Origin of the sequence: Acinetobacter tandoii DSM 14970 = CIP 107469 (genome assembly GCF_000400735.1) — a bacterium.
Classification (GTDB): domain Bacteria; phylum Pseudomonadota; class Gammaproteobacteria; order Pseudomonadales; family Moraxellaceae; genus Acinetobacter; species Acinetobacter tandoii.
Window position 1 is genome coordinate 168,149 of the sequence record NZ_KE007366.1, and the last position, 22,899, is coordinate 191,047.

Consider the following 22,899-nt stretch of genomic DNA (forward strand, 5'->3'; position numbering starts at 1 on the left):
TAAATTTATAGATACTTTGCGCTATATTCATGTACGGTGTCGATGAACACTTTCGGATGATCTGGGTTCACCCATTGGGTAATACCATGACCCAAATTCGCAATATATCCCGTTTTTTCACCATTGGCATACGCGTCATCTAACATGGCTTGAGTGGCTTTTTGAATCGTTTGTGAAGAACCATATAAAGTTGCAGGGTCTAAGTTACCTTGTAATGCTGCACGACCATTGACAATTTTACGTGCTACAGACAGTGGCGTCGTCCAGTCTAATCCAAGTGCATCTGCACCTGTTGCAACCATTGGCTCTAGCCATTGACCACCACCTTTAGTGAATAAAATCACTGGAATTTTGCGACCATCTTTTTCACGTTTTAAGCCACAAACAATTTTTTGCATGTAATTTAATGAAAATTCGATATATTCACGATGTGCTAATGCCCCGCCCCAACTATCAAAGATTTGAACAGCTTGTGCGCCCGCATCAATTTGTGCGTTTAAATAGTCAATGACTGCTATAGCCAATCGATCAAGCAAAGCATGTAAAACTTCAGGCTGTGCGTACATCATGTTCTTGGTAAAGCGGAAGTCTTTGCTAGAACCACCTTCAACCATATAAGTCGCTAAAGTCCATGGGCTTCCCGAAAAACCAATTAAGGGTACCTGACCGCCTAAAGCAGAACGAATGGTCGATACCGCATTCATGACATAATCTAAATCCGACTTTGCATTGAATGTCGGTAAATTCATGACATCTTGTTCAGTACGCACAGTTTTATGAAACTTGGGACCTTCGCCTGCCTCAAAATACAGACCTAAACCTAAGGCATCTGGAACAGTCAAAATATCTGAAAATAAAATTGCGGCATCTAAGTCATAACGACGTAAAGGTTGTAAGGTTACTTCACATGCAAACTCAGTATTTTTACATAAAGAAAGGAAATCACCTGCCTTTGCACGTGTTTCACGATACTCAGGTAAATAGCGTCCTGCCTGACGCATCATCCATACAGGCGTAGTATCAACAGGCTCACGCAATAAAGCACGCAGAAAACGATCATTTTTTAAGGTCGCCATTGACTTTCCTAACTTAATTTAATCTTTGCAGCATCATAACAAAAAGGATTAAATTTTAATAACTTCTCGCATGATTAAAATTTAATGTTCTTGTTGGACAAACGTCTATTTAAACAAAACAAATACTGCATCTGCCATTTTTTTCTGCAATACTTGCGTAGTTTGTCACTTAGTAAATGAATAATTCTTAAGGTTGAATTACATGTTCGTTCGCACAATACTCGCAATGAGTTTAGGCTGCCTTTTTGCTGGCACAGCTTTTGCCACAGCTACTACTGCTGAACAACCATTAAAGCCCAAAGTCGTTACCAATACTGCCGTAGAAGACCCAATTAATCCTCTTGCTGTAGGCGCAGCATCTTCAGCACAAGATGCACAAATTACGCCTCAAGAACAGCAAGACTTAAATAAAGCGTCACAGACTTTACAAAATCTTCAACAATCTGAAGATAACACAGCAGATATTGGAACTGCTCCAGCTAGCGCGGCTGTAGCAACGAGTTCAGCAACAGCAACTACCTCTCCTGCTGCAAAAGCTTCTTGGACACTTGATGGTCTGAATAATGCATCTTGGTTTGACAACATTGGTAAAGGTCAATTCCCTGTTTATGCACGAAGTCAAGTCATGTTGAATAACTCACATGCTTCACCAGGTGCGATTGACGGTACCAGTGGTAAAAATACATTAAAAGCACTTGCTACTTTTCAGCAAATGAATGGTTTACAACCAACTGGGACTTTAACTAAACAAACTTGGGATGCCTTAGTGGCTAAACAAGGGAATCGTCCAGCATTCGTAGAATACACCATTACCGATGCTGACCTTAAAGGTCCATATGCACCATCTATTCCACACGACTATGCATTACAAGCCAAAATGAAAGGTTTGTACTACACTCGTGTGACAGAGATGTTAGGTGAAAAATTCCACATGGATGAAGATTTCTTGAAGAAACTTAATCCAAAAGCAACATTCAAGAAAGCTGGTGAAAAGATTATTGTGACGAATATTCGCAATGAACTCCCAGAAGACATTCATTTAATTGTTGCGCATAAAGGTGCAAAACAACTGTATCTATTTAATAGTCGCAACCAAATGATTGCTTCTTTCCCAGCGACTATTGGTAGCTCGGATACCCCATCACCAGAAGGCACCTATAAAGTAACTGGCGTAGCACCAAACCCTTGGTATAGCTATTCTCCAAGCAACTTTGTACAAGGTAAAAACTTAAAGCCACTTTCTTTACCACCTGGTCCAAATGGCCCTGTAGGTAACATTTGGATTGGTTTAAGCAAAAAATCATTCGGTATTCACGGTACACCTAACCCATCTGCAATTTCAAAAACTGCATCGCATGGTTGTATCCGTTTAACCAACTGGGATGCCAACGACCTCGGTAAAAAAGTTCGTTCTGGCGTAACGGTGAAATTCTTAGAATAATTCTAGAAAATAGCGCTGAATAGCCTGCATGTGCAGGCTATTTTTTTAAGTTAAATTTCTGATGATATTTAATGTTGCAAAAATAGAATGAATTGTCGCTTATATAAGATTTAAACCACATAATCGAAACGCTATGATGAATCCATGAACAAATTAAAAATAGGATAACGATCATGCAAAGTTATTTACATCGTAGTGAAAATCGCGGTCATGTCAAAGCAGGATGGCTAGAGTCTAAACATAGTTTTTCTTTTGGTAGTTGGTACGATCCAAAATATATGGGTGTAAGCGTATTACGTGTCATTAATGATGACTTAATTGCAGCCCATAATGGCTTCGGCACACACCCACATGACAATATGGAAATTTTGACCTGTGTACTTGAAGGGACTATTTCTCATAAAGACAGTATGGGTAATGAGCGTCATATTTCTGCGGGTGAATGGCAGCTCATGAGTGCGGGTACAGGTGTACAACATAGCGAAATTAATCAGGGCGATATTCCTGTACACATGCTACAAATTTGGATACATCCTGATATCCGTAATGCTGAACCTAATTATCAACAGATTCAACGTGATCCAAAATTACAGCCGAATCAATGGCATGTGATTGCAGGACCCAATAGTGATGCGGCAATGCATATTCGTCAGCAGGCTGAAGTCAAAACTGCCTTTATACAAGCGACGAATACTTTGGCGATCAAAGCGACGCAGAAACTCAATTATGTCCACGTAATATCTGGCGAGCTTGAAATTGCGGGTGAGACCTTAAAAGCTGGTGATGCTTTAGCATTTGCTGAAGAGGCTGAAATCCAAGCGTTGACAGACAGTCAATTGATTTGGTTTGATTTACCGGTTTAATCAGTACATGCTTTTCTAAGTATGAGATTGATTTAATAATTTCTTTGAATACGACTCACATTGATAGCTCTAAAATAAAAAACCTCACAATTGTGAGGTTTTTTATTCTATTTAGAAATTAATAGCCCCATGCTTTTGGGTCTAATGGTAAATCTACAGCAACTGAAAGCCCTGTATCATTACCATGCATATCTGAATCGCTCACCCACCCATTTAATTTCAAAGGAATATCTGGGCGAAGATAATGTGACCATGTTAAATCGAGTGCTTTCACTTCATCTTTTTCTGGAAATGCTTGGTTAATATCCAGATTAGATTGATTAACTTTAGCCACTAAAACACGTCCAGACACACGGTTCATAGGATCCAAACGAATATTACCGCCGACTGAATACATTTCACCATCACCGCCCATTGCATGACCTAATGGGAAACCATGTTGGTAATAACCATCTTTATATACATAATGATTATACGAAATACCTTTCACATCACCATTTGTACGGGTGTCCGCCCACTCTGTATACAGTTGGAATGGCTTATTTTTAAAACTTGAAGAATAATCTATACCAGCTAAATACATTTTTTTAGATGGAAGCAATCCAGCCTCATCTTCACCCACGTACTGACCATAAACGCTCAGCGGTGTATTCAACCATTGGTTTAGATTTAAACGCGCATCAAAACCTGCAAGTTGGTTTGATTTATCATCATCGGAATTATAGAAATTATCATTGCCTTTAATTGCATTCCATAATGAATCCCAACTTTCCGAGCGTCCTTCACCACCCCATTGAATCATGCGCGATGCACCTAACTCTAAATAAGGCAAAGGCTGTGCGGTTAAACGTAATCCAATCAGTTTTGTGTCTGGAATAGCATCATAATCTGCGAGTTGACCTGCAAATGCTTGATACTGCCAAGGTCCAATCCATGACAACCATTTCGTTTCAAATGCACTTTGGTCTGCACGTTGCATGGTCAAACCATAAACAGGACGGCTTGCATCACCACGGATTAAACTCCCCTCATGTCCTGGTCCCCAATACGTTGGCATTTGACCAGCAATCAGCCACTGGTTCCAAAGCTTGCCTGCCAAGTATGATCCTTCAACATTTACATATTCCCCGTTATCGATCATCGGGTCATGTTCAACGTTTATTTTTAATTTGGCATCCCAATTCTCGCTACCCGCATTTAATTCCAATGCACCCACATATTGAGATTTGTTACTTGCAGCAAACGCTTGTGGAAATTGCTTTTCATCTGTTGCCGCGTAAAGACTCACTTTCGCCAGATGATTATCCGCTTTTAAACTCGCCAAAACAGAGTCAATTACTTTTTGTTGTTCTGGTTGACTAACACGTGCTTGGGATAATGCACGTTGAATTTCATCCCCACTCATTGGCCATGTTGAGGTACTAATTTGAATAACGCCTTGTTGATTTAACCAGTTCAAATCCGAACGTAAATCTTCATTATTCACGACAATCCCTTGCGCAAAACCCGATGACGCTGACACCATCAACAACGCCGAAACTAAAGCTCTTTTTAAAAACATTATCGTGACTTTCTCGTTACTTAATTCTGCCGACTACCATATTTTCTTTGATTGAATATTGCAACCTGAGTATTGATTTTTGTTGTAAATCATCAACAAAAAACCCGCCGAAGCGGGTTTTTTTATAAATATAGACCTTAGTCTTTACGGCGCATGTGTGGGAATAAAATCACATCACGGATACTCGGCGCATCAGCAAATAACATGACTAAACGGTCAATACCAATACCTTCACCCGCAGTAGGAGGCAAACCGTATTCAAGTGCTTCAACAAACTCTGCATCATAGTGCATGGCTTCATCATCACCCGCATCTTTTTCCGCAACTTGTGCTTGGAAACGTTCAGCTTGATCAATTGGGTCATTTAACTCAGAGAAACCATTTGCTAATTCACGACCACCGATAAAGAATTCAAAACGGTCAGTAATATGTGGATTATCATCATTACGACGTGCTAATGGTGAAGTTTCAGCTGGGTATTCAGTAATAAAGGTTGGTTGACGTAATTTAGTTTCAACCGTTTCTTCAAATACAATCGTTTGTAATTTACCTAAACCAAAACCTGGCTTCACTTGTTCTTTTAATTCTTCACGAATAAATTGAGCAAGGAACTCACGGTCACCTACATTTTCAGGGGTAAACTGTGGGTTATTCTCTAAAATCGCATCAAACATAGAGATTTTTTTGAATGGCCCTTTGAAGCTAAACACTTCACCTTGGTAAGGCACATCAGTTGTACCTAAAATATCCAAAGCCAACTTTTCAAGCATATTTTCAGTCAATGCCATCAAGTCTTTATAATCAGCGTAAGCTTGGTAAAACTCGATCATTGTAAATTCAGGGTTGTGACGCGTTGACACCCCTTCATTACGGAAGTTACGGTTAATCTCAAACACACGTTCAAAACCACCAACCACTAAACGTTTTAAATAAAGTTCAGGCGCAATACGCAAGAATAAAGGCATATCTAAAGCATTATGATGCGTTTCGAATGGACGCGCAGATGCACCACCCGGAATGACATGCATCATTGGTGTTTCAACTTCCATGAAACGTTCGTTGTTTAAGAATGCACGGATCCCTGCAACAACTTTGGCACGAATTTCAAACGTCTTACGTGTTTCTTCATTTACAATCAGGTCAAGATAACGCTTACGGTATTTAACTTCTGTGTCATTTAGACCATGGAACTTATCTGGCAGTGGACGTAGTGATTTGGTCAATAATTCAAAATGTTGAATGTGAACATATAAATCGCCTTTGCCCGAACGACCAATATAACCTTCTACTGCAATAATATCACCAAGGTCTAAACCTTTGATGGTTGCCAAAGTAGCTTCGTCTAACTCTTTACGTGCAACATAAAGCTGAATACGACCTGTCATATCTTGAATCACGATAAATGATCCACGGTTCAACATGACACGACCTGCAACTTTCACATAAACATGCTCAGCTGCTTCAATCTGTTCTTTCGATTGATCTTTAAATTGTTCTTGTAAATCTTGTGCATAATGTTCGCGCTTGAACGAGTTCGGCCATGGGCTAACGCCCGTTTGTTTGGCTTGCTCTTCAATTTGCTTCAACTTGGCATGACGCTGTGCAATTAAATCGTTTTCGGAAATAGGTTGTTCAGAAGTCGATTGAGCGTTGTTTTGCGTCATCTCTGCCTCGTAAAAAATACTAAAAAATGAAGTGCTATAGCATAGCAGATTCATTCATGATTTCGTATGATTTCTCTTAAACAAAATAATGACCGTGAATTTAACTTTCTTTTCTACAACTCTATTATTCTATTGTTCTGCTAGTTCTCGAACACGCTGCAATCCTTGTTCAAAAGCTTGCTCCATCATGTATTTATAATCTTCTGTCGTTTCCAGTTCGACACTCAGTATTGTTTTTCCATCAACTTCTTCTAAAGAATATTGTTCGAGCAATCCTTGCCACTGCTGAACTTCAGGGCTAGTTAAATCCTCCACCCCATCTTGTAATAGACCTTGATATTGAAAAATAACTGAACAATTCGGTAAATAAACTAAAATGGTAGCAATCAAACCATCGCCATGACTGTCTATAAATAAAGTTCTTCCACCCACTGTCCAATCAGACTGTATTTTTGACCCTTCCGTAAAGAACTTGGTCCATTCAGTATAAGTATCTGCTGACCAAAGAATCTTCCATATCTTTTCAGGACTTGCATCTATACAAACACTAAAACGAAGATGTTCCATCATTTCATTTTCTCAAGCGAGTTGCTTCTTTCCAAACTACTGAATAATTTCTACATGTAGTAAAATAAATCGTTAAAAAATATTTATAAACTTAGCGAATTACTCCAAAAATACAATATATCTCTCTGTTTTATCTATTATTAAAAACTACATCACCATATTGCACATACTACTCTTAGACCAAATGCTAAGATCAATGCCAACTGAAGATTCGTAAAATGAAGATAATTTAAAAAAGTTGAAAAGTGAACGTTTATTAATCCGTTCTATCTTTGCAAAAAGAGAGCCTATGAATGCGATAACAATCAATATAGACCAATCGAAAATTCTTTTTTTTCATGGATTAGACTCTTCTAAAGAATCGACTAAATTCCATGCAATTGACTCAGCAAAAAAATATTGCATTGATGTGGATTATAGAAATTTAAACTATTCCACTGTTGCCGAATTTTATCAAAATGCTTTAGCGACTATTAAACCTGACTTATTAATAGGTCACTGTTTAGGTGGATATTGGGCGCTCAAAATGTCCTTACAGCACAGAATTCCTTGCATTGTAGCGAATCCCACTCTAACTCCAGATTTCCGCACAGATTATCCTGCAATTACTGAATTCGATTTAGAACATGATATTCCTCAAATTGCCTATATTGAACTTGGTGATGAGGTTTTAGACATGTACGCGACCACAGCTTTTTTAGAACCCTACATGCAAGTTGAAGCAGTTGAAGGTGGACATCATCGACTGGCTGCTCCAGAACGCGTCAACCAACTGATTCATTATATGGAACAGACCTTTTTTTAGCGCAATAAAAAAGCCAATCAAACGCAGTTGATTGGCTTTTTCTCTACAGCTCTAACACGCCTAAGCGACAGCAGCGTGTAATGGCTTTGAGTTTTCTTCCAACACTGTCCACACTTTGAAGCCTAAATCTTGATGCAAAGTTGGTAAATCTAAGAAAATGCTCGCACCCAATACTTGATGCTGACATTTATCCATTAATTGTTTCACCGCTTTTAAGGTTCCACCTGTGGCAAGGACATCATCTACGATAATCACTTTTTGTGGCTGAATATTGGCTGCAATTTCTAAACGATCGACACCATATTCAAGGCTATAACCTACACCAACCACTGGAGGTGGTAGCTTTCCTGCTTTACGAACCAATAAAAGTCCTTTGTTTAAGCGTTGCGCCAATAGACTTGCCAACACAAAACCACGTGCTTCTACCGCCACAAAACTTTCTACTTCAGCCAACTGTTCTTCTGGAATACTTTCAATCAATGCATCGGCTAATGGGCCAATATTACTCATAAATAATGGAGTCAAATCGTAGAAGCAAATCCCAGGTTTTGGGAAATCTTGGACAGTACGAATGTGCGACCACAATACAGCAGACAAATTTTTCATGGGAGAGAATTTAAGAACGGAAGGAATAGGTGAATTTTAACGCTTTTTCAACGCTCAGGATAGATAATCATCAGGTTTTCAGCCGAAAACAATTTTAATCACTTTTTATAACATTATGATTTTTATAAATAATTTTTATATAAAATATTAACTATAGACTTATATGATTATAAAATAGCATTTTCACAGTTTTAAATCTGCTCGACTTTAGTCGCAGAAAATTGGACTTGTTCTGTTGCTCATCAAGCCTCTCTAGATTGTCTAACAAAAATACAGCGCAGTGATTGAATTGATAAGTTTTGTCCCACTCAGCCATTCCGATTCAGAATTCTCTAATTAAAATCCGATATTTGCTTTACATTCGTCCTAGAACTGCGTAAAAATTTAGGCGAAAATAACGCTAGCCATTAGATCATTAGAGCCATGCGGTATATGAGTTATTACTGATCTAAATGACCCGATCAGAATTGGAGAATCAGATGAAAAAGTATCAATGCATCGTTTGTGGATGGATTTACGACGAAGCAGAAGGCTGGCCGCAAGACGGTATTGTTGCGGGCACTAAATGGGACGATATTCCAGATGACTGGACCTGCCCAGATTGTGGTGTTTCTAAAGCCGACTTTGAAATGATTGAAATTTAATAATAACTAAAAGACCCTTCTAGTGGTCTTTTTTTACACCTTATCTTTGGAGAAAGAAATGCAGCCTATCGTTATCATTGGTTCAGGCATGGCTGGCTATACCGTGGCACGTGAGTTTCGTAAACTCAATGCGGAACAAGAACTTATTATGATTACCGCTGATGATGCCAGCAACTATGCGAAGCCAACCTTATCTAATGCATTAGCAGGCAAAAAATCTCCTGAACAAATCGCCTTAGGTGATGCTGAAAAAATGAGCTCACAACTCAATATGCGTATTGAAACGCATACTTGGGTTAAAGAAATTCGCAGTGAGCAAAATCAACTTGTCTTAGAAAAAGATGGTCAATCGAGTACCTTAGACTATGCAAAACTGATTCTTGCTATAGGTGCAAATCCAATTCGTTTAGCAATTGCTGGAGATGGCAGTGATGATATTCATGTAGTCAACTCTCTCAATGACTATAAAGCATTCCGTGAAAACCTAGACAAACGTCAAGATAAACGTGTGGTGATTTTAGGTGCTGGATTAATTGGCTGCGAGTTTGCCAATGATCTACAAAATACGGGATATCATGCCACAGTCATCGATTTGGCTGCCCAACCTTTAGGTCGACTACTGCCTGCACATATTGCTTCTGCCTTCCAAGAAAATCTGGAAGAAACAGGCATTCATTTTGTATTGGGTACGACTGTTGAGAAAGTATCTAAAGTCGAAAATGGCGATTATCTTGTCACTTTAGCCAATGGACAATCTGTAATCGCTGATATAGTACTTTCAGCAATTGGTTTACAGCCAAATATTAGCTTGGCTAAAACAGGCAACATTCACACCAGTCGTGGCATTTTGACCAATAGCCATTTGGAAACCAATCAAGCGAATATTTACGCAGTGGGTGACTGTGCAGAAGTGAATGGCACACTACTTCCATATGTAATGCCAATCATGCAACAGGCACGAGCACTGGCAAAAACCTTAAATGGTGAACATACCGCAGTACATTATCCTGCGATGCCTGTAGCAGTCAAAACGCCTGCAGCACCACTCACAGTTTTACCAGCGCCGATTGATGTTGACGTTAATTGGGAAACAGAAGAATTTGACGATGGTATGTTAGCCAAAGCCTTTGATAGCTCAGGGACTTTGCGTGGTTTTGTACTGTTAGGTGCAACTGCAGCGAAACAACGATTAGCACTAACCAAGTTAGTTCCAGACTTGATTCCTGTATCAATTTAAGTTCAAAATAGAGAGGACGTTCACATTTTTGAATGTCCTCTTATTAGGGGAGAAAGAAGAATGAATAGCGCATTACAATTCAAAAATTCACCTTATACCCCGTTTATGCATGAAACCAAGGTAAACTTGGGGAATGGAATTGAATTACACGTCGAAGTTGGCGGTCAACCTGAACATCCAACCATCTTACTCATTATGGGGTTAGGTGCTCAATTATTATTCTGGCCCGATTTCTTTTGTAAAACACTGATTGATCATGGCTATCGTGTTGTTCGTTACGATAATCGTGATATTGGATTGTCTTCTAAAATACGCCATCAGGGACCACGTCTAAATACCATTAAATTGATGGGTCGTTTTGCACTAGGCTTAGAAAACCAAGGTGCACCTTATAATTTACATGATATGGCCGATGATGCCGCCTTGCTCATTGAACGCATGGGACTGGAAAATGTCTTTGTTTTGGGTGCATCTATGGGCGGAATGATCGCACAAATTCTAGCTGCAAAAAATCCAGATAAAGTCAGCAAATTAGGACTGGTGTTTACCAGCAACAATCAACCTTTACTTCCTCCTCCTTTTCCAAAGCAATTGTTCAGCCTTATTGGCCGACCAGAATCGAATGATGAGGAAGGAATTATTAACCACAGCTTAAAAGTATTTAACATTATTGGTTCACCTGGTTATATCAATCAGCTGGAAACCATGCAAACCGCTCGTAAATTATATCAACGAAGTTATTACCCAGCGGGTGTACTTCAACAGTTTTTAGCAATATTATGTACAGGCTCCTTGCTACATCTGGACAAGCAGATTCAACAACCGACTCTTGTAGTTCATGGTTCACGTGATCGCTTGCTCCCGCCTAGCCATGGTAAAGCTGTTGCAAAAGCAATTACAGGCGCTAAATTTGAATTAATTGATGGAATGGGGCATGATATCCCACCGCATTTCATTCCTCATCTTAGCGGATTATTTGCTCATCATTTTAAATCTTAAACATTAGGACACTATGGCTGCATTACCATCCCTGAGACAGCTGTCATACCTTGTAACACTGTCTGAAACGCTGCACTTTACTGAAGCGGCGCGTCGTTCGTTCGTGACCCAATCTACCCTTTCGGGTGGGATCATGGAACTTGAACGCTTACTGGGTGGCGTCCTCGTTGAACGCGATCGCCAAAATGTACGTTTAACCCCGCTTGGCGAACAAGTTGTCGCTCGAGCCCGTGTTCTACTTGCTGATGCTCAAGACTTAATGCGCTTAAGTCGTGAAATGAGTGAGCCTTTGACTGGCGATCTACATTTAGGTGTTATTCCAACGATCGCGCCTTTTATTTTGTCGCAGTTACTTGACGAAGTGCATAAGCAACTTCCTAAAATTCAGTTGCATCTGCACGAAGCACAAAGCGAAAAAATTGTTGAAAAACTTGAGCATGGTAACTTAGACATGGTGTTGTTGGCACTGCCATTTGACACGCGTGGACTTAAAGTTGCTGATATTGCAAAAGAAGACTTGTTCTTGGTATGTCATAAATCTGACCACCGTTCGGCACAAGCGGTAACGCTGGAAGATTTAGATTTATCACGTTTGATGTTGCTGGAAGAAGGTCACTGCTTACGTGATCATGCTTTAAGTGCTTGTCCGATTGGCGAGCGTAAAAATGATCATCGCTTAAAGGCAAGCTCATTACCAACTTTAATTGAAATGGTCTCTGCAAACTTGGGCTTTACCCTTTTGCCGGAAATTGCGTTGCATACCAATATGATTAAAGCCAACTCTGATTTGGTTGTGAAATCTATTCAAGATGCTCCAAGCCGTACTTTGGCCCTGATTACACGTAAGAGTACACCCTTGCAAAGCGAATTTGATGTGCTGTTGCAAATTCTGCAAAAAATTACCTAAGAACGAATTTTCAAATTCAAGCTTTAAAAACCCAGTGTCCGCGCTGGGTTTTCCATTTTTACAGTACTAATACTCTTAAAATCACTCGGCATCACTTAATACAATATATCTGCAATTAATTGTTTTTATTTTGTATCACCTCTTTAAATAATGCGTTTTTTAAGAAAACTTTCAGGTTCAGAATTTATAAATGCGCAATGAACAAAAGACCTTAGTCGACTCTCAAAAATAAGAACAATTTTGAGTTTTTGTGATCGCTAATCTCCCGTACTAAAAGTTTTTAGAAGATATCTCTATGCTTGCTCGCTTTGCATCTCCTTGGTTTCCACTTTCACTAGGATTAATATGTTCGCTCAGTGCGTCATTCAGTATGGCAGCCGAGCCTCCCAAAGTTGACCCCTCTACTCTGACTATTATTGGCTATCATGAAATTACCGATCAGAAAAATGCCCTGATCCCTGATTATGCAGTAACGCCACAACAGTTTAGTCAGCACCTTGATTGGCTACAGAACAATGGTTTTCACTTTATCAATGTCAACCAACTTATCCAAGCTCACCAAGGCAAATACCGTTTGCCGAGCAAACCTGTATTATTGACCGTAGATGATGGCTATCAATCATTTTACACTCATGCTTACCCTATTCTAAAAGCCAAACATATTCCTGTAGTACTTGCTGTCGTTGGTTCGTGGCTTACCCCAAAAGCCAATCAAGCAGTACATTTTGGTGATGATATTATTTCACGTGACAAAATTCTGACTTGGTCAGAACTGAAAGAAATGCAGGACAGTGGTTTGGTCGAAATTGGGAATCACAGTTTTAATTTACATTGTGGCATCAATGCCAATCCACAAGGTAACTCTGAACCTGCGGCCATTACACGTCAATATGATGCAAAACACCAGCGCTATGAAAATGATCAACAATATACCACCCGTATCACCCAAGATCTAAAGCATAACAACGAGTTACTCCAAGCTCATGGTTTAAAAGCACCGCGTGTCATGGTTTGGCCATATGGTCGCTATAACATGCAGGATGTGAATATTGCGAAACAGTTAGGTATGCCAATTACCATCACTCTGGATGATGGCCCCGATCATGTGCATGGTTCTTTGCAAACGCTGAACCGGGTTTTGGTTGAAGGCAATATGAGTACCGCCGATCTGGCACAAGAAATTAAAAATCGTGAAATGAATTTGGGCGATAACAACCGCCCACAGAAAGTCATGCATATTGATTTAGACTATGTTTATGACCCTAATCCTAAACAACAAGAACGCAACCTTGACATTTTGCTAGATCGCATTCGTGCTATGGGAGTCAATACTGTTTATCTTCAGGCATTTTCAGATTCTGATGGTGATGGTTCTGCCAACATGGTGTATTTCCCAAATCGTCATTTACCGATGCGTGCCGATCTATTTAATCATGTGGCTTGGCAAATTCAGACTCGAACCCAAGTCAGCCGTATTTATGCTTGGATGCCTCTCTTGGCATGGGAACTCCCTCAAACCGACCCTGTAAGCAAAGATGTGGTTGAGACCCAACAAGTCAGCCAAGATCATTTAAACATGGGGTATTTACGTTTATCGCCTTATTCTCCACGCGCACGCCAAACCATCAGTGAGATCTATCAAGATTTAGCAAAATCTACACCGTTTAATGGCATTCTGTTCCATGACGATACCACCCTATCCGATTATGAAGATGCCAGCCCAAATGCTTTAACGGCCTATGCAGCACAAGGCTTACCGGCTGATTTAGCAAAAATTCGTGCAGATGATGCATTGTTGCAAAAATGGACTGCATATAAAACCAAAACCATTGATGATTTTGCCATGCAGCTTGCCAGCCAAGTCCGTCAGTACGAACCCTTCCTGCTCACTGCACGTAATTTATATGCGCAAGTTGCATTAAAACCTTATGCAGAAAACTGGTATTCACAGTCACTCGAAGAGTCCTTAAAACGTTATGACTTCACTGCCATTATGGCAATGCCGTATATGGAACAAGCGCCTGATACAGACCAGTTTTATCGTGACATCGTTCAACGGGTTAATTCTTTCCCAAATGGTATGAAAAAAACGGTCTTTGAGCTGCAAGCGACCAACTGGCGTAATAACCAGAAAGTTCCTTCACAAGAACTGGCAAGTACCATTCAGTCTTTATATACCCAAGGTGTTATGCATGTTGCCTATTACCCTGACGACCCAATTCAAGGACATCCAGACCCAAAAGTCATGCATGATGTCTTTGCAACCAAATCTTCTCAATTAATTCCATAAAGGCAGTTGAGTATGTTACCTCATTTCAATCTTTGGCTGCGTCACGCGCTCAACTTTGTGTTTTATTACCCGTTGTTCATGTCTTACCTGTGGATGTTAGGTGCACTGATTTTCTATCGTAAAGAACGCAAACAACCTGCCTATCAACAACCCAAGACATTACCGCACTACCCTCTAGTTGCAGTACTAATCCCTTGTTTTAATGAGGGTGATAATGCAGAAGAAACCATTAGTCATGCTTTAAAACTCGACTATCCGAATTTTGAAGTCATTGCGATTAATGATGGTAGTTCAGATAACACCGCTGAAGTATTGAATCGATTGGCACATCAACATGAACGCTTACGTGTGGTACACCTTGCGAAAAATCAAGGTAAAGCCATGGCGTTACAAGCGGGCAGCCTAGTAACAGAAGCAGAGTTCTTATTAGGAATTGATGGGGATGCACTCCTTGATCCTCATGCAGCGACATGGATGATGCAACATTTTATTGCAAATCCCAAAATTGCAGCAGTGACAGGCAATCCACGTATTCGGACCCGTTCAACACTCTTGGGACGTATTCAAGTGGGTGAGTTTTCTTCAATTGTGGGAATGATCAAACGTGCTCAGCGCAGCTTCGGACGACTATTTACAGTCTCAGGAGTGATTACCGCATTTCGTAAAACTGCCGTACATCAAGTTGGATATTGGTCGCCAAACATGCTCACCGAAGACATTGACATCACTTGGAAATTGCAGCGTGCAGGTTGGGACATTCAGTTTGAACCGAATGCACTGGTGTGGATTTTAATGCCTGAAACGCTTTCTGGACTTTGGAAACAACGTCTACGTTGGGCAATGGGTGGCGCTCAGGTCTTAATCAAAAATTTGGATGTATTCATTCAACCCAAACTCAATTTTTTATGGCCACTAATGTTAGAGCTTTGCCTGACTTTGGTTTGGTCTTATTTAATGTTGTTATTGGCAATTCTATGGATCATTCATTTAATTTTCCCAATCGCTGCACTCAGTGGAATTAGCTCACCATTTTTACCTTATGGCAGTGGTGTTTTACTGGGAGCAACCTGTCTCATTCAGTTTGCTTTAAGCAAATGGATGGATAGTCGTTATGAACCGAACCTAGGCAAGAACTACTTCTGGATGATTTGGTATCCATTTGTATTCTGGCTCATTACTATAAGTGCCACCATTATGGCTTTTCCAAAAGTACTGTTACGTGGTGAAGATAAGCGCGCGCGCTGGGTCAGCCCAGACCGTGGTATCCGTTTATAATACGCAACACGATTAGAGTATCTCAAAATGAAATCTCAACATGATTTAGTGATTGATTTGCGTCATTTATTGCCTTGGCATAAACGCTATATGTCGAATACCACTACGGCATTAATGTGGGGTGCGTGGCTTCTGCTTTGGCGTCCCTTCTTACTGGTATGGATTCTCATACAATTACAGAAAAGTACAGCGGTACACCATCTGATCAATGCGCTAAGTATAAGCATTGAATATGGTGGATTAGAACTGCTGCTCTGTAGTGTGGGTTTATTGCTCTGGAGTCGATTTATGCCGTCTGCGAGTGATAAAATGGCACACTCAGAACACCCCTTAGCCACACAGCAATATGCTGACTATTTTGAGCTCAGCAACCAAAAAATTGTACAATCCAGACAGCATAAAATCACCGTGGTTCATCATAATGACCAAGGACAAATCGTTGATTTAGAATAATGAAATACGTTTTTTAACGTACTCTAATCTTATAAATTGACCTCAAGCTATCTTGGGGTCTTTTTCATCTCTATTAGATTGAAGTCTAAACAAAGCGTGCAACAAGTTTCGATTGCTGTTCCATCCTAAACATGAAATCTAATCTTTCTGTATCTATCCCTTAACACTTCAATTTTTCAGCTCTAATCACGCTAGAGTTTAAATGTTTTACGTAGTCCTATACCTCTAACCATATAAATGAAAGCTCTTAACTCGACAATACTCATCACATCTTCATGAGTCTTTTCATAAACCTTCAATCTCCCCCCTTGATGGGGCGATGTTTCAGACACAAAAAAAGCGCTGACGATGCAGCGCTTTAATTCCGTCTCTTAGGAACTTTAAGAAACGAACTGGAGGAAAATCCAGTATAAACCACCTGATAAACAAATGGTGGCAGGAAGTGTAAAAATCCATGCCGAAAGAATTGTTTTCACAGTTGCAAAATTCAAACCTGATTTGTTCGCGACCATCGTACCTGCAACTGCACTGTTTAATACGTGAGTTGTTGACACAGGCATACCAAAACCATCGGCTGCTGCAATTGTTGACATTGCTACAAGTTCAGCAGACATCCCTTGACCATACGTCATGTGATGCTTACCAATACGTTCGCCTACAGTCACTACGATACGCTTCCAACCTACCATTGTACCTAGACCTAAAGCCAATGCCACAGCCACTTTTACCCAAGTTGGGATGTACTGTAAAAAGCTATCCAAATTGCTACGGTACTCTTTTACCACCTTTTGCTGCGCTTCTGGCATCGCAGGTAACTGGTCTGCTTTATCCAAACGCTTAAACGCAGTCGTACTCAAATACATATCATTGCGGATAGATGAGATTGCATCTTCAGGAATATTCTTTAAGTCGCCATATTGAGCAACACGGTCACCTAAATGATCGGTCAAACTTGCCAAAGCAGGCACCACTTCTGGGGTGATTTCTTTGGTTTGAATATAAGCTGTAATGGTTTGACGCGCTTGTTCATCTGGAATATCTGCATGTGCAGGATACATCGCCACAGCAGCTTGAGATGACAATTGTTCAAATGACTGAATATGGGCGTGGTCTAAATTCTTGTTGAGTGAATACGCCAATGGTACTAAACCAATCAAAATTAACATGATTAAGCCCATGCCCTTTTGACCGTCGTTTGAACCATGTGCAAAACTTACACCTGTACAAGTAAAAATTAGAATTGCACGAATAAGTGGCGGTGGTGGTTTGTTGCCTTCAGGTGGCTGGAACAACTCCAACTGGCGTTTGAAGATTGTTTTTACCAACAAGAAAACCACAGCAGCAAATGCAAAACCAATTAATGGAGAAAACAGTAATGCTTTACCCACTTTAATTACTTGGTCCATATCTACACCGCTAGCACCACTACCTGAGTGTAATAGGTAATTCATAATCCCTACACCCAGAATAGAACCAATCAAAGTGTGTGAACTCGATGCAGGAATCCCCAAGAACCAAGTGCCTAAATTCCATAGAATTGCAGCAATCAGCATGGCAAAGACCATAGCAAAGCCTGCCCCTGAACTCACATTCATGATCAGTTCAACTGGCAATAAGGCGATAATGCCGTAAGCAACCGCACCACTGGCAACCATAACCCCAAGGAAATTACAAAAACCAGCCCACATCACTGCAACAGGTGCAGAAAGAGCATTGGTATAAATTACTGTTGCTACTGCATTGGCTGTGTCATGGAAACCATTGACAAACTCAAAGCCCAGTGCAATTAGTAATGCCGTCGCTAAAAGAATAACAGAATACAAACTTAATGGTGGTACATGCGACAAGTCAGCAGATACCTGAAACCCAATATAAATGAGGGTCGCAATAATGACCGTAAAAAACACCGGCATAAAAAACTTCGGTGTTGGAACATGCACATTCGTCGACTTGTTCGATGCTGAATGCATACGATCTTGGACGGGAGGAGTTTTTGAATTCATGCAGACGGTTAAGAGGATAATAAAATCCCCTTATTGTTAAATTAAATTATGACAATTATATGACAAACAGGTGTCATATAAAGCCAAATTTTTAACAATTGACCTGTTTTAAATCACTCCGCGCTACAATGGGGAGGATTTTTGACTGTAAATCTGTTTTTTTCAAATACTTATAACAAAAAAATATTTCATGTAAAAAAGTAGTTGATTTTCAGAATTGTAAATAAAATTATCACTCTCCGATGCGCTTTCACCTTGAAATTGAAACCGATTCATCATGCCTATGTAATATTGCATTTCAATGAAATAGCAAAGTAACTGTTATTTCTTACATGAAAACTGCTAACTTGACAGTCAAAAAGCTGAATTAAAATAAAATTAGCCCTGAGTTCTGCTAAAATATGCTCCATTTCAAGACTTGCCGTGTATTGGGGTTATTTATGTCCACGCTTACCACCCTTAGAAAACTTCTCGCTGAGCGTATATTGATCATCGATGGTGCGATGGGCACCATGATTCAGCGTCATAAGCTTGAAGAAGAAGATTATCGTGGTGAGCGTTTTGCCGATTGGGCACATGACTTAAAAGGTAACAATGACCTTTTGGTTCTGACACAGCCTCAAATCATTCAAGGTATTCACGAAGCTTATCTTGATGCTGGTGCAGATATTATTGAAACCAACAGTTTTAACGGCACACGTGTTTCTATGTCTGATTACCACATGGAAGATCTTGTTCCAGAGATTAACCGCGAAGCAGCACGTTTAGCCAAAGCAGCTTGTGAAAAGTATTCAACTCCAGACAAGCCGCGTTTTGTAGCAGGTGTACTTGGGCCAACATCGCGTACTTGTTCCATTTCACCGAATGTAAATGACCCTGCCTTTCGTAACATTACTTTTGATGAGTTAAAAGAAAACTATATTGAAGCGACACATGCGCTCATTGAAGGCGGTGCAGATATCATTTTGATTGAAACCGTTTTTGATACATTAAACTGTAAAGCAGCGATTTTTGCGGTCAAAGAAGTGTTTAAACAAATTGGTCGCGAATTACCAATCATGATTTCAGGGACCATTACCGATGCATCGGGTCGTACCTTAACAGGTCAAACTGCGGAAGCGTTCTGGAACTCTGTACGTCATGGTGACTTACTATCGATTGGTTTTAACTGTGCGCTTGGTGCAGATGCCATGCGTCCTCACGTAAAAACCATTTCCGATGTCGCAGATACTTTCGTTTCAGCTCACCCAAATGCGGGCTTACCAAACGCTTTTGGTGAATATGATGAAACGCCGGAACAAACTGCGGCATTCTTAAAAGAATTTGCAGAAAGCGGCTTAATCAATATTACTGGTGGTTGCTGTGGTACAACACCAGATCATATCCGTGCGATTGCCAATGCGGTAAAAGATATTACTCCTCGTCAAGTTCCTGAAACTGTACCTGCATGTCGTTTGAGTGGTTTAGAACCATTTAATATTTATGATGACTCACTTTTCGTGAACGTGGGGGAACGTACTAACGTTACAGGTTCAAAAAAATTCTTACGCTTAATTCGTGAAGAAAACTTTGCTGAAGCTTTAGAGGTTGCACAGCAACAAGTGGAAGCTGGCGCACAGATTATCGACATTAACATGGATGAAGGGATGCTCGATTCGCAAAATGCGATGGTGCATTTCTTAAACCTTGTAGCTTCTGAGCCAGATATTTCACGTGTGCCAATCATGATTGACTCATCAAAATGGGAAATCATTGAAGCTGGCTTAAAATGCGTGCAAGGTAAACCCGTTGTTAACTCGATTTCATTAAAAGAAGGTTATGACGAGTTTGTCGAAAAAGCTCGACTTTGCCGTCAATATGGTGCCGCAATTATTGTGATGGCCTTTGACGAAGCTGGGCAGGCCGATACTGCTGAACGTAAACGCGAAATCTGTAAACGCTCATACGATATTTTAGTGAATGAAGTGGGCTTCCCTGCCGAAGATATTATTTTTGACCCGAACGTGTTCGCAGTGGCAACTGGTATTGAGGAACACAACAACTACGCGGTCGATTTTATTGAGGCGACAGGTTGGATTAAACAGAACTTACCGCATGCCATGATTTCTGGTGGTGTATCGAACGTTTCATTCTCGTTCCGTGGTAATGAACCCGTTCGTGAAGCGATTCACTCTGTGTTCTTGTACCATGCCATTAAGCAAGGCATGACCATGGGTATTGTGAATGCTGGTCAAATGGCAATTTATGATGATATTCCAGCCGAGCTAAAAGAAGCTGTTGAAGATGTCATCTTAAACCAAAACCAAGGTGAATCTGGTCAAGCTGCGACTGAGAAACTGCTTGAAGTAGCAGAAAAATACCGCGGACAAGGCGGTGCTGCCAAAGAAGCCGAGAACCTTGAATGGCGTAATGAGTCAGTCGAAAAACGTCTTGAATATGCATTGGTTAAAGGTATTACCACTTATATTGACCAAGACACCGAAGAAGCTCGCTTAAAATCAAAACGTCCTTTAGATGTGATTGAAGGGCCGCTGATGGACGGTATGAACGTTGTCGGTGACTTGTTCGGTTCAGGCAAAATGTTCTTACCACAGGTTGTAAAGTCTGCCCGTGTAATGAAACAAGCTGTAGCATGGCTCAACCCATACATTGAAGCTGAAAAGGCTGAAGGACAATCTAAAGGTAAAGTCCTCATGGCAACGGTTAAGGGTGACGTACACGATATTGGTAAAAATATTGTAGGCGTGGTACTTGGCTGTAATGGTTATGACATTGTTGACCTTGGGGTGATGGTCCCTTGCGAGAAGATCTTACAAACTGCAATTGATGAAAAATGTGACATCATTGGCTTGTCTGGTCTGATCACTCCATCTTTAGATGAAATGGTATTTGTTGCGAAAGAAATGCAACGTAAAGGTTTTAACATTCCTTTATTGATTGGTGGTGCGACGACGTCTAAAGCACACACGGCAGTAAAAATTGACCCTCAGTACCAAAATGATGCGGTGATTTATGTTGCCGATGCTTCACGTGCTGTAGGTGTTGCAACCACTCTATTATCGAGAGAAATGCGTGGAAACTTTATTGCAGAGCACCGTGCTGAATATGCCAAAATCCGTGAGCGCTTAGCCAACAAACAACCAAAAGCTGCCAAATTGACTTATAAAGAGTCGGTTGAGAATGGCTTTAAAATTGATGAAAGCTATGTACCACCAAAACCAAATCTTTTGGGAACACAGGTTCTTACCAACTACCCGCTTGCGACGCTCGTAGACTATTTTGACTGGACACCATTCTTCATTTCTTGGAGCTTGGCAGGTAAATTCCCGAAAATTTTAGAAGATGAAGTGGTGGGTGAAGCGGCAACTGACCTTTACAACCAAGCACAAGCGATGTTGAAAGATATTATCGATAACAACCGTTTTGATGCTCGTGCTGTATTTGGTATGTTCCCTGCTCAGCGCACTGACGCCGACACAGTAAGTGTATTTGATGAAGCAGGTCAAAATATTACGCACACCTTTGAACACTTACGTCAGCAATCTGACAAAGTGACAGGTAAACCAAACTTGTCTTTAGCAGATTACATTCGTACTGATCGTGAGCAGCAGGACTACTTAGGCGGATTCACTGTATCAATTTTTGGTGCAGAAGAATTGGCAAATGAATACAAAGCCAAAGGTGATGACTACTCTGCAATTTTAGTTCAGTCATTGGCTGACCGTTTTGCTGAGGCCTTTGCAGAACATTTACATGAACGTATTCGTAAAGAGTTCTGGGGTTATAAAGCGGATGAACAGCTCAGCAATGAAGAACTGATTAAAGAGAAATATGTCGGTATTCGACCTGCACCGGGTTACCCTGCTTGCCCTGAGCACTCTGAAAAAGCAGTGTTGTTTGACTGGTTAGGTTCTACAGACAAAATTGGCACCAAACTGACTGAACATTTTGCAATGATGCCACCATCTTCAGTCAGTGGTTTCTATTATTCACATCCACAAAGTGAATACTTTAACGTGGGTAAAATCTCTCAAGACCAACTTGAAGATTATGCAAAGCGTAAAGGTTGGTCACTTGATGAAGCAAAACGCTGGTTAGGACCGAATTTAGATGATTCGATTGTTTAAATCCCCCTTTAATAAAGGGGGAAGAAAATCAATTTTTATCAAATAAAAGAATCTCCCCCAACCCCTCTTTAAAAAGAGGGGGACTTTCGCGTATCACTTGAATTACGTGACAGTTCCTCCCTTTTTTAAAGGGAGGTTGGGTGGGATTAAAATTTGACAAATAATTGTAGATCAGATACTTTCAAAAAAATTCAGACGCTACAGACTCAAGAGAGCTGAATATTGATGAATATTAAATTAGAAATATCTTATTTAATAAGGGTTTGGTGACCGATATCAATTGGGCATTTTCCATAGGAAATGCAGTAGTGCCTCTTAAATAAAAGCATGGTTTTATTTAAGAGCTATATTACATCCATGTATCCGTGAATTGATAGCCAA

The 22,899-nt window shown here is 40.3% G+C and carries 17 protein-coding genes; 11 read left to right on the forward strand and 6 right to left on the reverse strand.

The window, feature by feature from the left end:
- Positions 1-5 precede the first annotated feature (5 nt).
- Positions 6-1,076, reverse strand: coding sequence for a uroporphyrinogen decarboxylase (gene hemE, locus I593_RS07360; protein WP_016166943.1), 1,071 nt, complete (start codon positions 1,074-1,076; stop codon positions 6-8).
- A gap of 202 nt (positions 1,077-1,278) precedes the next feature.
- Here hemE and I593_RS07365 point away from each other — a divergent pair, with 202 nt between their 5' ends.
- Together I593_RS07365 and I593_RS07370 are read left to right on the forward strand one after the other, a co-directional pair.
- The gene (locus I593_RS07365; protein WP_016166944.1) at positions 1,279-2,517 is read left to right on the forward strand and encodes a L,D-transpeptidase family protein; all 1,239 of its coding nucleotides are present in this window, start codon (positions 1,279-1,281) and stop codon (positions 2,515-2,517) included.
- Positions 2,518-2,690: 173 nt separating this feature from the next.
- A complete protein-coding gene (locus tag I593_RS07370) occupies positions 2,691-3,380 on the forward strand; it encodes a pirin family protein (protein WP_016166945.1) in 690 nt (229 codons plus the stop codon).
- 118 nt (positions 3,381-3,498) lie between these two features.
- On the opposite strand, the gene I593_RS07375 is transcribed toward I593_RS07370, so the two are convergent.
- The 3 genes from I593_RS07375 to I593_RS07385 form a co-directional block, all read right to left on the reverse strand.
- Positions 3,499-4,941: a capsule assembly Wzi family protein gene (locus I593_RS07375; RefSeq protein ID WP_016166946.1), complete on the reverse strand. Its 1,443-nt coding sequence runs from the start codon at positions 4,939-4,941 to the stop codon at positions 3,499-3,501.
- Positions 4,942-5,078: 137 nt separating this feature from the next.
- Entirely contained in the window at positions 5,079-6,605 is a 1,527-nt protein-coding gene (lysS, locus tag I593_RS07380) for a lysine--tRNA ligase (RefSeq protein WP_016166947.1), read from the reverse strand.
- A gap of 129 nt (positions 6,606-6,734) precedes the next feature.
- Positions 6,735-7,175: an SRPBCC family protein gene (locus I593_RS07385; RefSeq protein ID WP_016166948.1), complete on the reverse strand. Its 441-nt coding sequence runs from the start codon at positions 7,173-7,175 to the stop codon at positions 6,735-6,737.
- Positions 7,176-7,461: 286 nt separating this feature from the next.
- Between I593_RS07385 and I593_RS07390 the strand changes: the two genes are divergently transcribed.
- Complete coding sequence (locus I593_RS07390; RefSeq protein WP_016166949.1) at positions 7,462-7,977, forward strand: YqiA/YcfP family alpha/beta fold hydrolase; 516 nt, start codon at positions 7,462-7,464, stop codon at positions 7,975-7,977.
- Positions 7,978-8,037: 60 nt separating this feature from the next.
- On the opposite strand, the gene I593_RS07395 is transcribed toward I593_RS07390, so the two are convergent.
- Positions 8,038-8,583 carry an adenine phosphoribosyltransferase gene (locus I593_RS07395; protein ID WP_016166950.1) on the reverse strand — a complete coding sequence of 182 codons (546 nt, stop codon included), beginning with the start codon at positions 8,581-8,583 and terminating at the stop codon, positions 8,038-8,040.
- Positions 8,584-9,062: 479 nt separating this feature from the next.
- Here I593_RS07395 and rubA point away from each other — a divergent pair, with 479 nt between their 5' ends.
- From rubA to pgaD, 7 genes are all read left to right on the forward strand, one after another.
- A complete protein-coding gene (gene rubA, locus I593_RS07400) occupies positions 9,063-9,227 on the forward strand; it encodes a rubredoxin RubA (protein WP_016166951.1) in 165 nt (54 codons plus the stop codon).
- Positions 9,228-9,285: 58 nt separating this feature from the next.
- On the forward strand, positions 9,286-10,464 hold the full coding sequence (locus I593_RS07405) for an FAD-dependent oxidoreductase (protein WP_016166952.1): 1,179 nt from the start codon (positions 9,286-9,288) through the stop codon (positions 10,462-10,464).
- A gap of 60 nt (positions 10,465-10,524) precedes the next feature.
- The gene (gene estB, locus I593_RS07410) at positions 10,525-11,463 is read left to right on the forward strand and encodes an esterase EstB (protein ID WP_016166953.1); all 939 of its coding nucleotides are present in this window, start codon (positions 10,525-10,527) and stop codon (positions 11,461-11,463) included.
- A gap of 13 nt (positions 11,464-11,476) precedes the next feature.
- On the forward strand, positions 11,477-12,370 hold the full coding sequence (gene oxyR, locus I593_RS07415) for a LysR family transcriptional regulator OxyR (protein WP_016166954.1): 894 nt from the start codon (positions 11,477-11,479) through the stop codon (positions 12,368-12,370).
- Positions 12,371-12,665: 295 nt separating this feature from the next.
- Positions 12,666-14,660 carry a poly-beta-1,6-N-acetyl-D-glucosamine N-deacetylase PgaB gene (gene pgaB / locus I593_RS07420; protein ID WP_016166955.1) on the forward strand — a complete coding sequence of 665 codons (1,995 nt, stop codon included), beginning with the start codon at positions 12,666-12,668 and terminating at the stop codon, positions 14,658-14,660.
- Positions 14,661-14,672: 12 nt separating this feature from the next.
- On the forward strand, positions 14,673-15,935 hold the full coding sequence (pgaC, locus tag I593_RS07425) for a poly-beta-1,6-N-acetyl-D-glucosamine synthase (protein ID WP_016166956.1): 1,263 nt from the start codon (positions 14,673-14,675) through the stop codon (positions 15,933-15,935).
- 27 nt (positions 15,936-15,962) lie between these two features.
- On the forward strand, positions 15,963-16,388 hold the full coding sequence (pgaD, locus tag I593_RS07430) for a poly-beta-1,6-N-acetyl-D-glucosamine biosynthesis protein PgaD (protein ID WP_016166957.1): 426 nt from the start codon (positions 15,963-15,965) through the stop codon (positions 16,386-16,388).
- Between the two features lie 380 nt (positions 16,389-16,768).
- Here pgaD and I593_RS07435 read toward each other — a convergent pair whose 3' ends face one another.
- On the reverse strand, positions 16,769-18,391 hold the full coding sequence (locus I593_RS07435; RefSeq protein WP_016166958.1) for an inorganic phosphate transporter: 1,623 nt from the start codon (positions 18,389-18,391) through the stop codon (positions 16,769-16,771).
- Between the two features lie 440 nt (positions 18,392-18,831).
- Between I593_RS07435 and metH the strand changes: the two genes are divergently transcribed.
- Positions 18,832-22,518 carry a methionine synthase gene (gene metH / locus I593_RS07440; RefSeq protein ID WP_026440864.1) on the forward strand — a complete coding sequence of 1,229 codons (3,687 nt, stop codon included), beginning with the start codon at positions 18,832-18,834 and terminating at the stop codon, positions 22,516-22,518.
- Positions 22,519-22,899: the final 381 nt, after the last annotated feature.

Bases quoted from the DNA above. Each gene is read 5' to 3' on its own strand.
- oxyR (WP_016166954.1), top strand. From the start codon at position 11,477: ATGGCTGCATTACCATCCCTGAGACAGCTGTCATACCTTGTAACACTG.
- estB (WP_016166953.1), top strand. From the start codon at position 10,525: ATGAATAGCGCATTACAATTCAAAAATTCACCTTATACCCCGTTTATG.
- I593_RS07370 (WP_016166945.1), top strand. From the start codon at position 2,691: ATGCAAAGTTATTTACATCGTAGTGAAAATCGCGGTCATGTCAAAGCA.
- hemE (WP_016166943.1), bottom strand. From the start codon at position 1,076: ATGGCGACCTTAAAAAATGATCGTTTTCTGCGTGCTTTATTGCGTGAG.
- I593_RS07390 (WP_016166949.1), top strand. From the start codon at position 7,462: ATGAATGCGATAACAATCAATATAGACCAATCGAAAATTCTTTTTTTT.
- pgaB (WP_016166955.1), top strand. From the start codon at position 12,666: ATGCTTGCTCGCTTTGCATCTCCTTGGTTTCCACTTTCACTAGGATTA.
- I593_RS07395 (WP_016166950.1), bottom strand. From the start codon at position 8,583: ATGAAAAATTTGTCTGCTGTATTGTGGTCGCACATTCGTACTGTCCAA.
- I593_RS07375 (WP_016166946.1), bottom strand. From the start codon at position 4,941: ATGTTTTTAAAAAGAGCTTTAGTTTCGGCGTTGTTGATGGTGTCAGCG.
- lysS (WP_016166947.1), bottom strand. From the start codon at position 6,605: ATGACGCAAAACAACGCTCAATCGACTTCTGAACAACCTATTTCCGAA.
- I593_RS07385 (WP_016166948.1), bottom strand. From the start codon at position 7,175: ATGATGGAACATCTTCGTTTTAGTGTTTGTATAGATGCAAGTCCTGAA.
- pgaC (WP_016166956.1), top strand. From the start codon at position 14,673: ATGTTACCTCATTTCAATCTTTGGCTGCGTCACGCGCTCAACTTTGTG.
- rubA (WP_016166951.1), top strand. From the start codon at position 9,063: ATGAAAAAGTATCAATGCATCGTTTGTGGATGGATTTACGACGAAGCA.
- I593_RS07435 (WP_016166958.1), bottom strand. From the start codon at position 18,391: ATGAATTCAAAAACTCCTCCCGTCCAAGATCGTATGCATTCAGCATCG.
- I593_RS07365 (WP_016166944.1), top strand. From the start codon at position 1,279: ATGTTCGTTCGCACAATACTCGCAATGAGTTTAGGCTGCCTTTTTGCT.
- pgaD (WP_016166957.1), top strand. From the start codon at position 15,963: ATGAAATCTCAACATGATTTAGTGATTGATTTGCGTCATTTATTGCCT.
- metH (WP_026440864.1), top strand. From the start codon at position 18,832: ATGTCCACGCTTACCACCCTTAGAAAACTTCTCGCTGAGCGTATATTG.
- I593_RS07405 (WP_016166952.1), top strand. From the start codon at position 9,286: ATGCAGCCTATCGTTATCATTGGTTCAGGCATGGCTGGCTATACCGTG.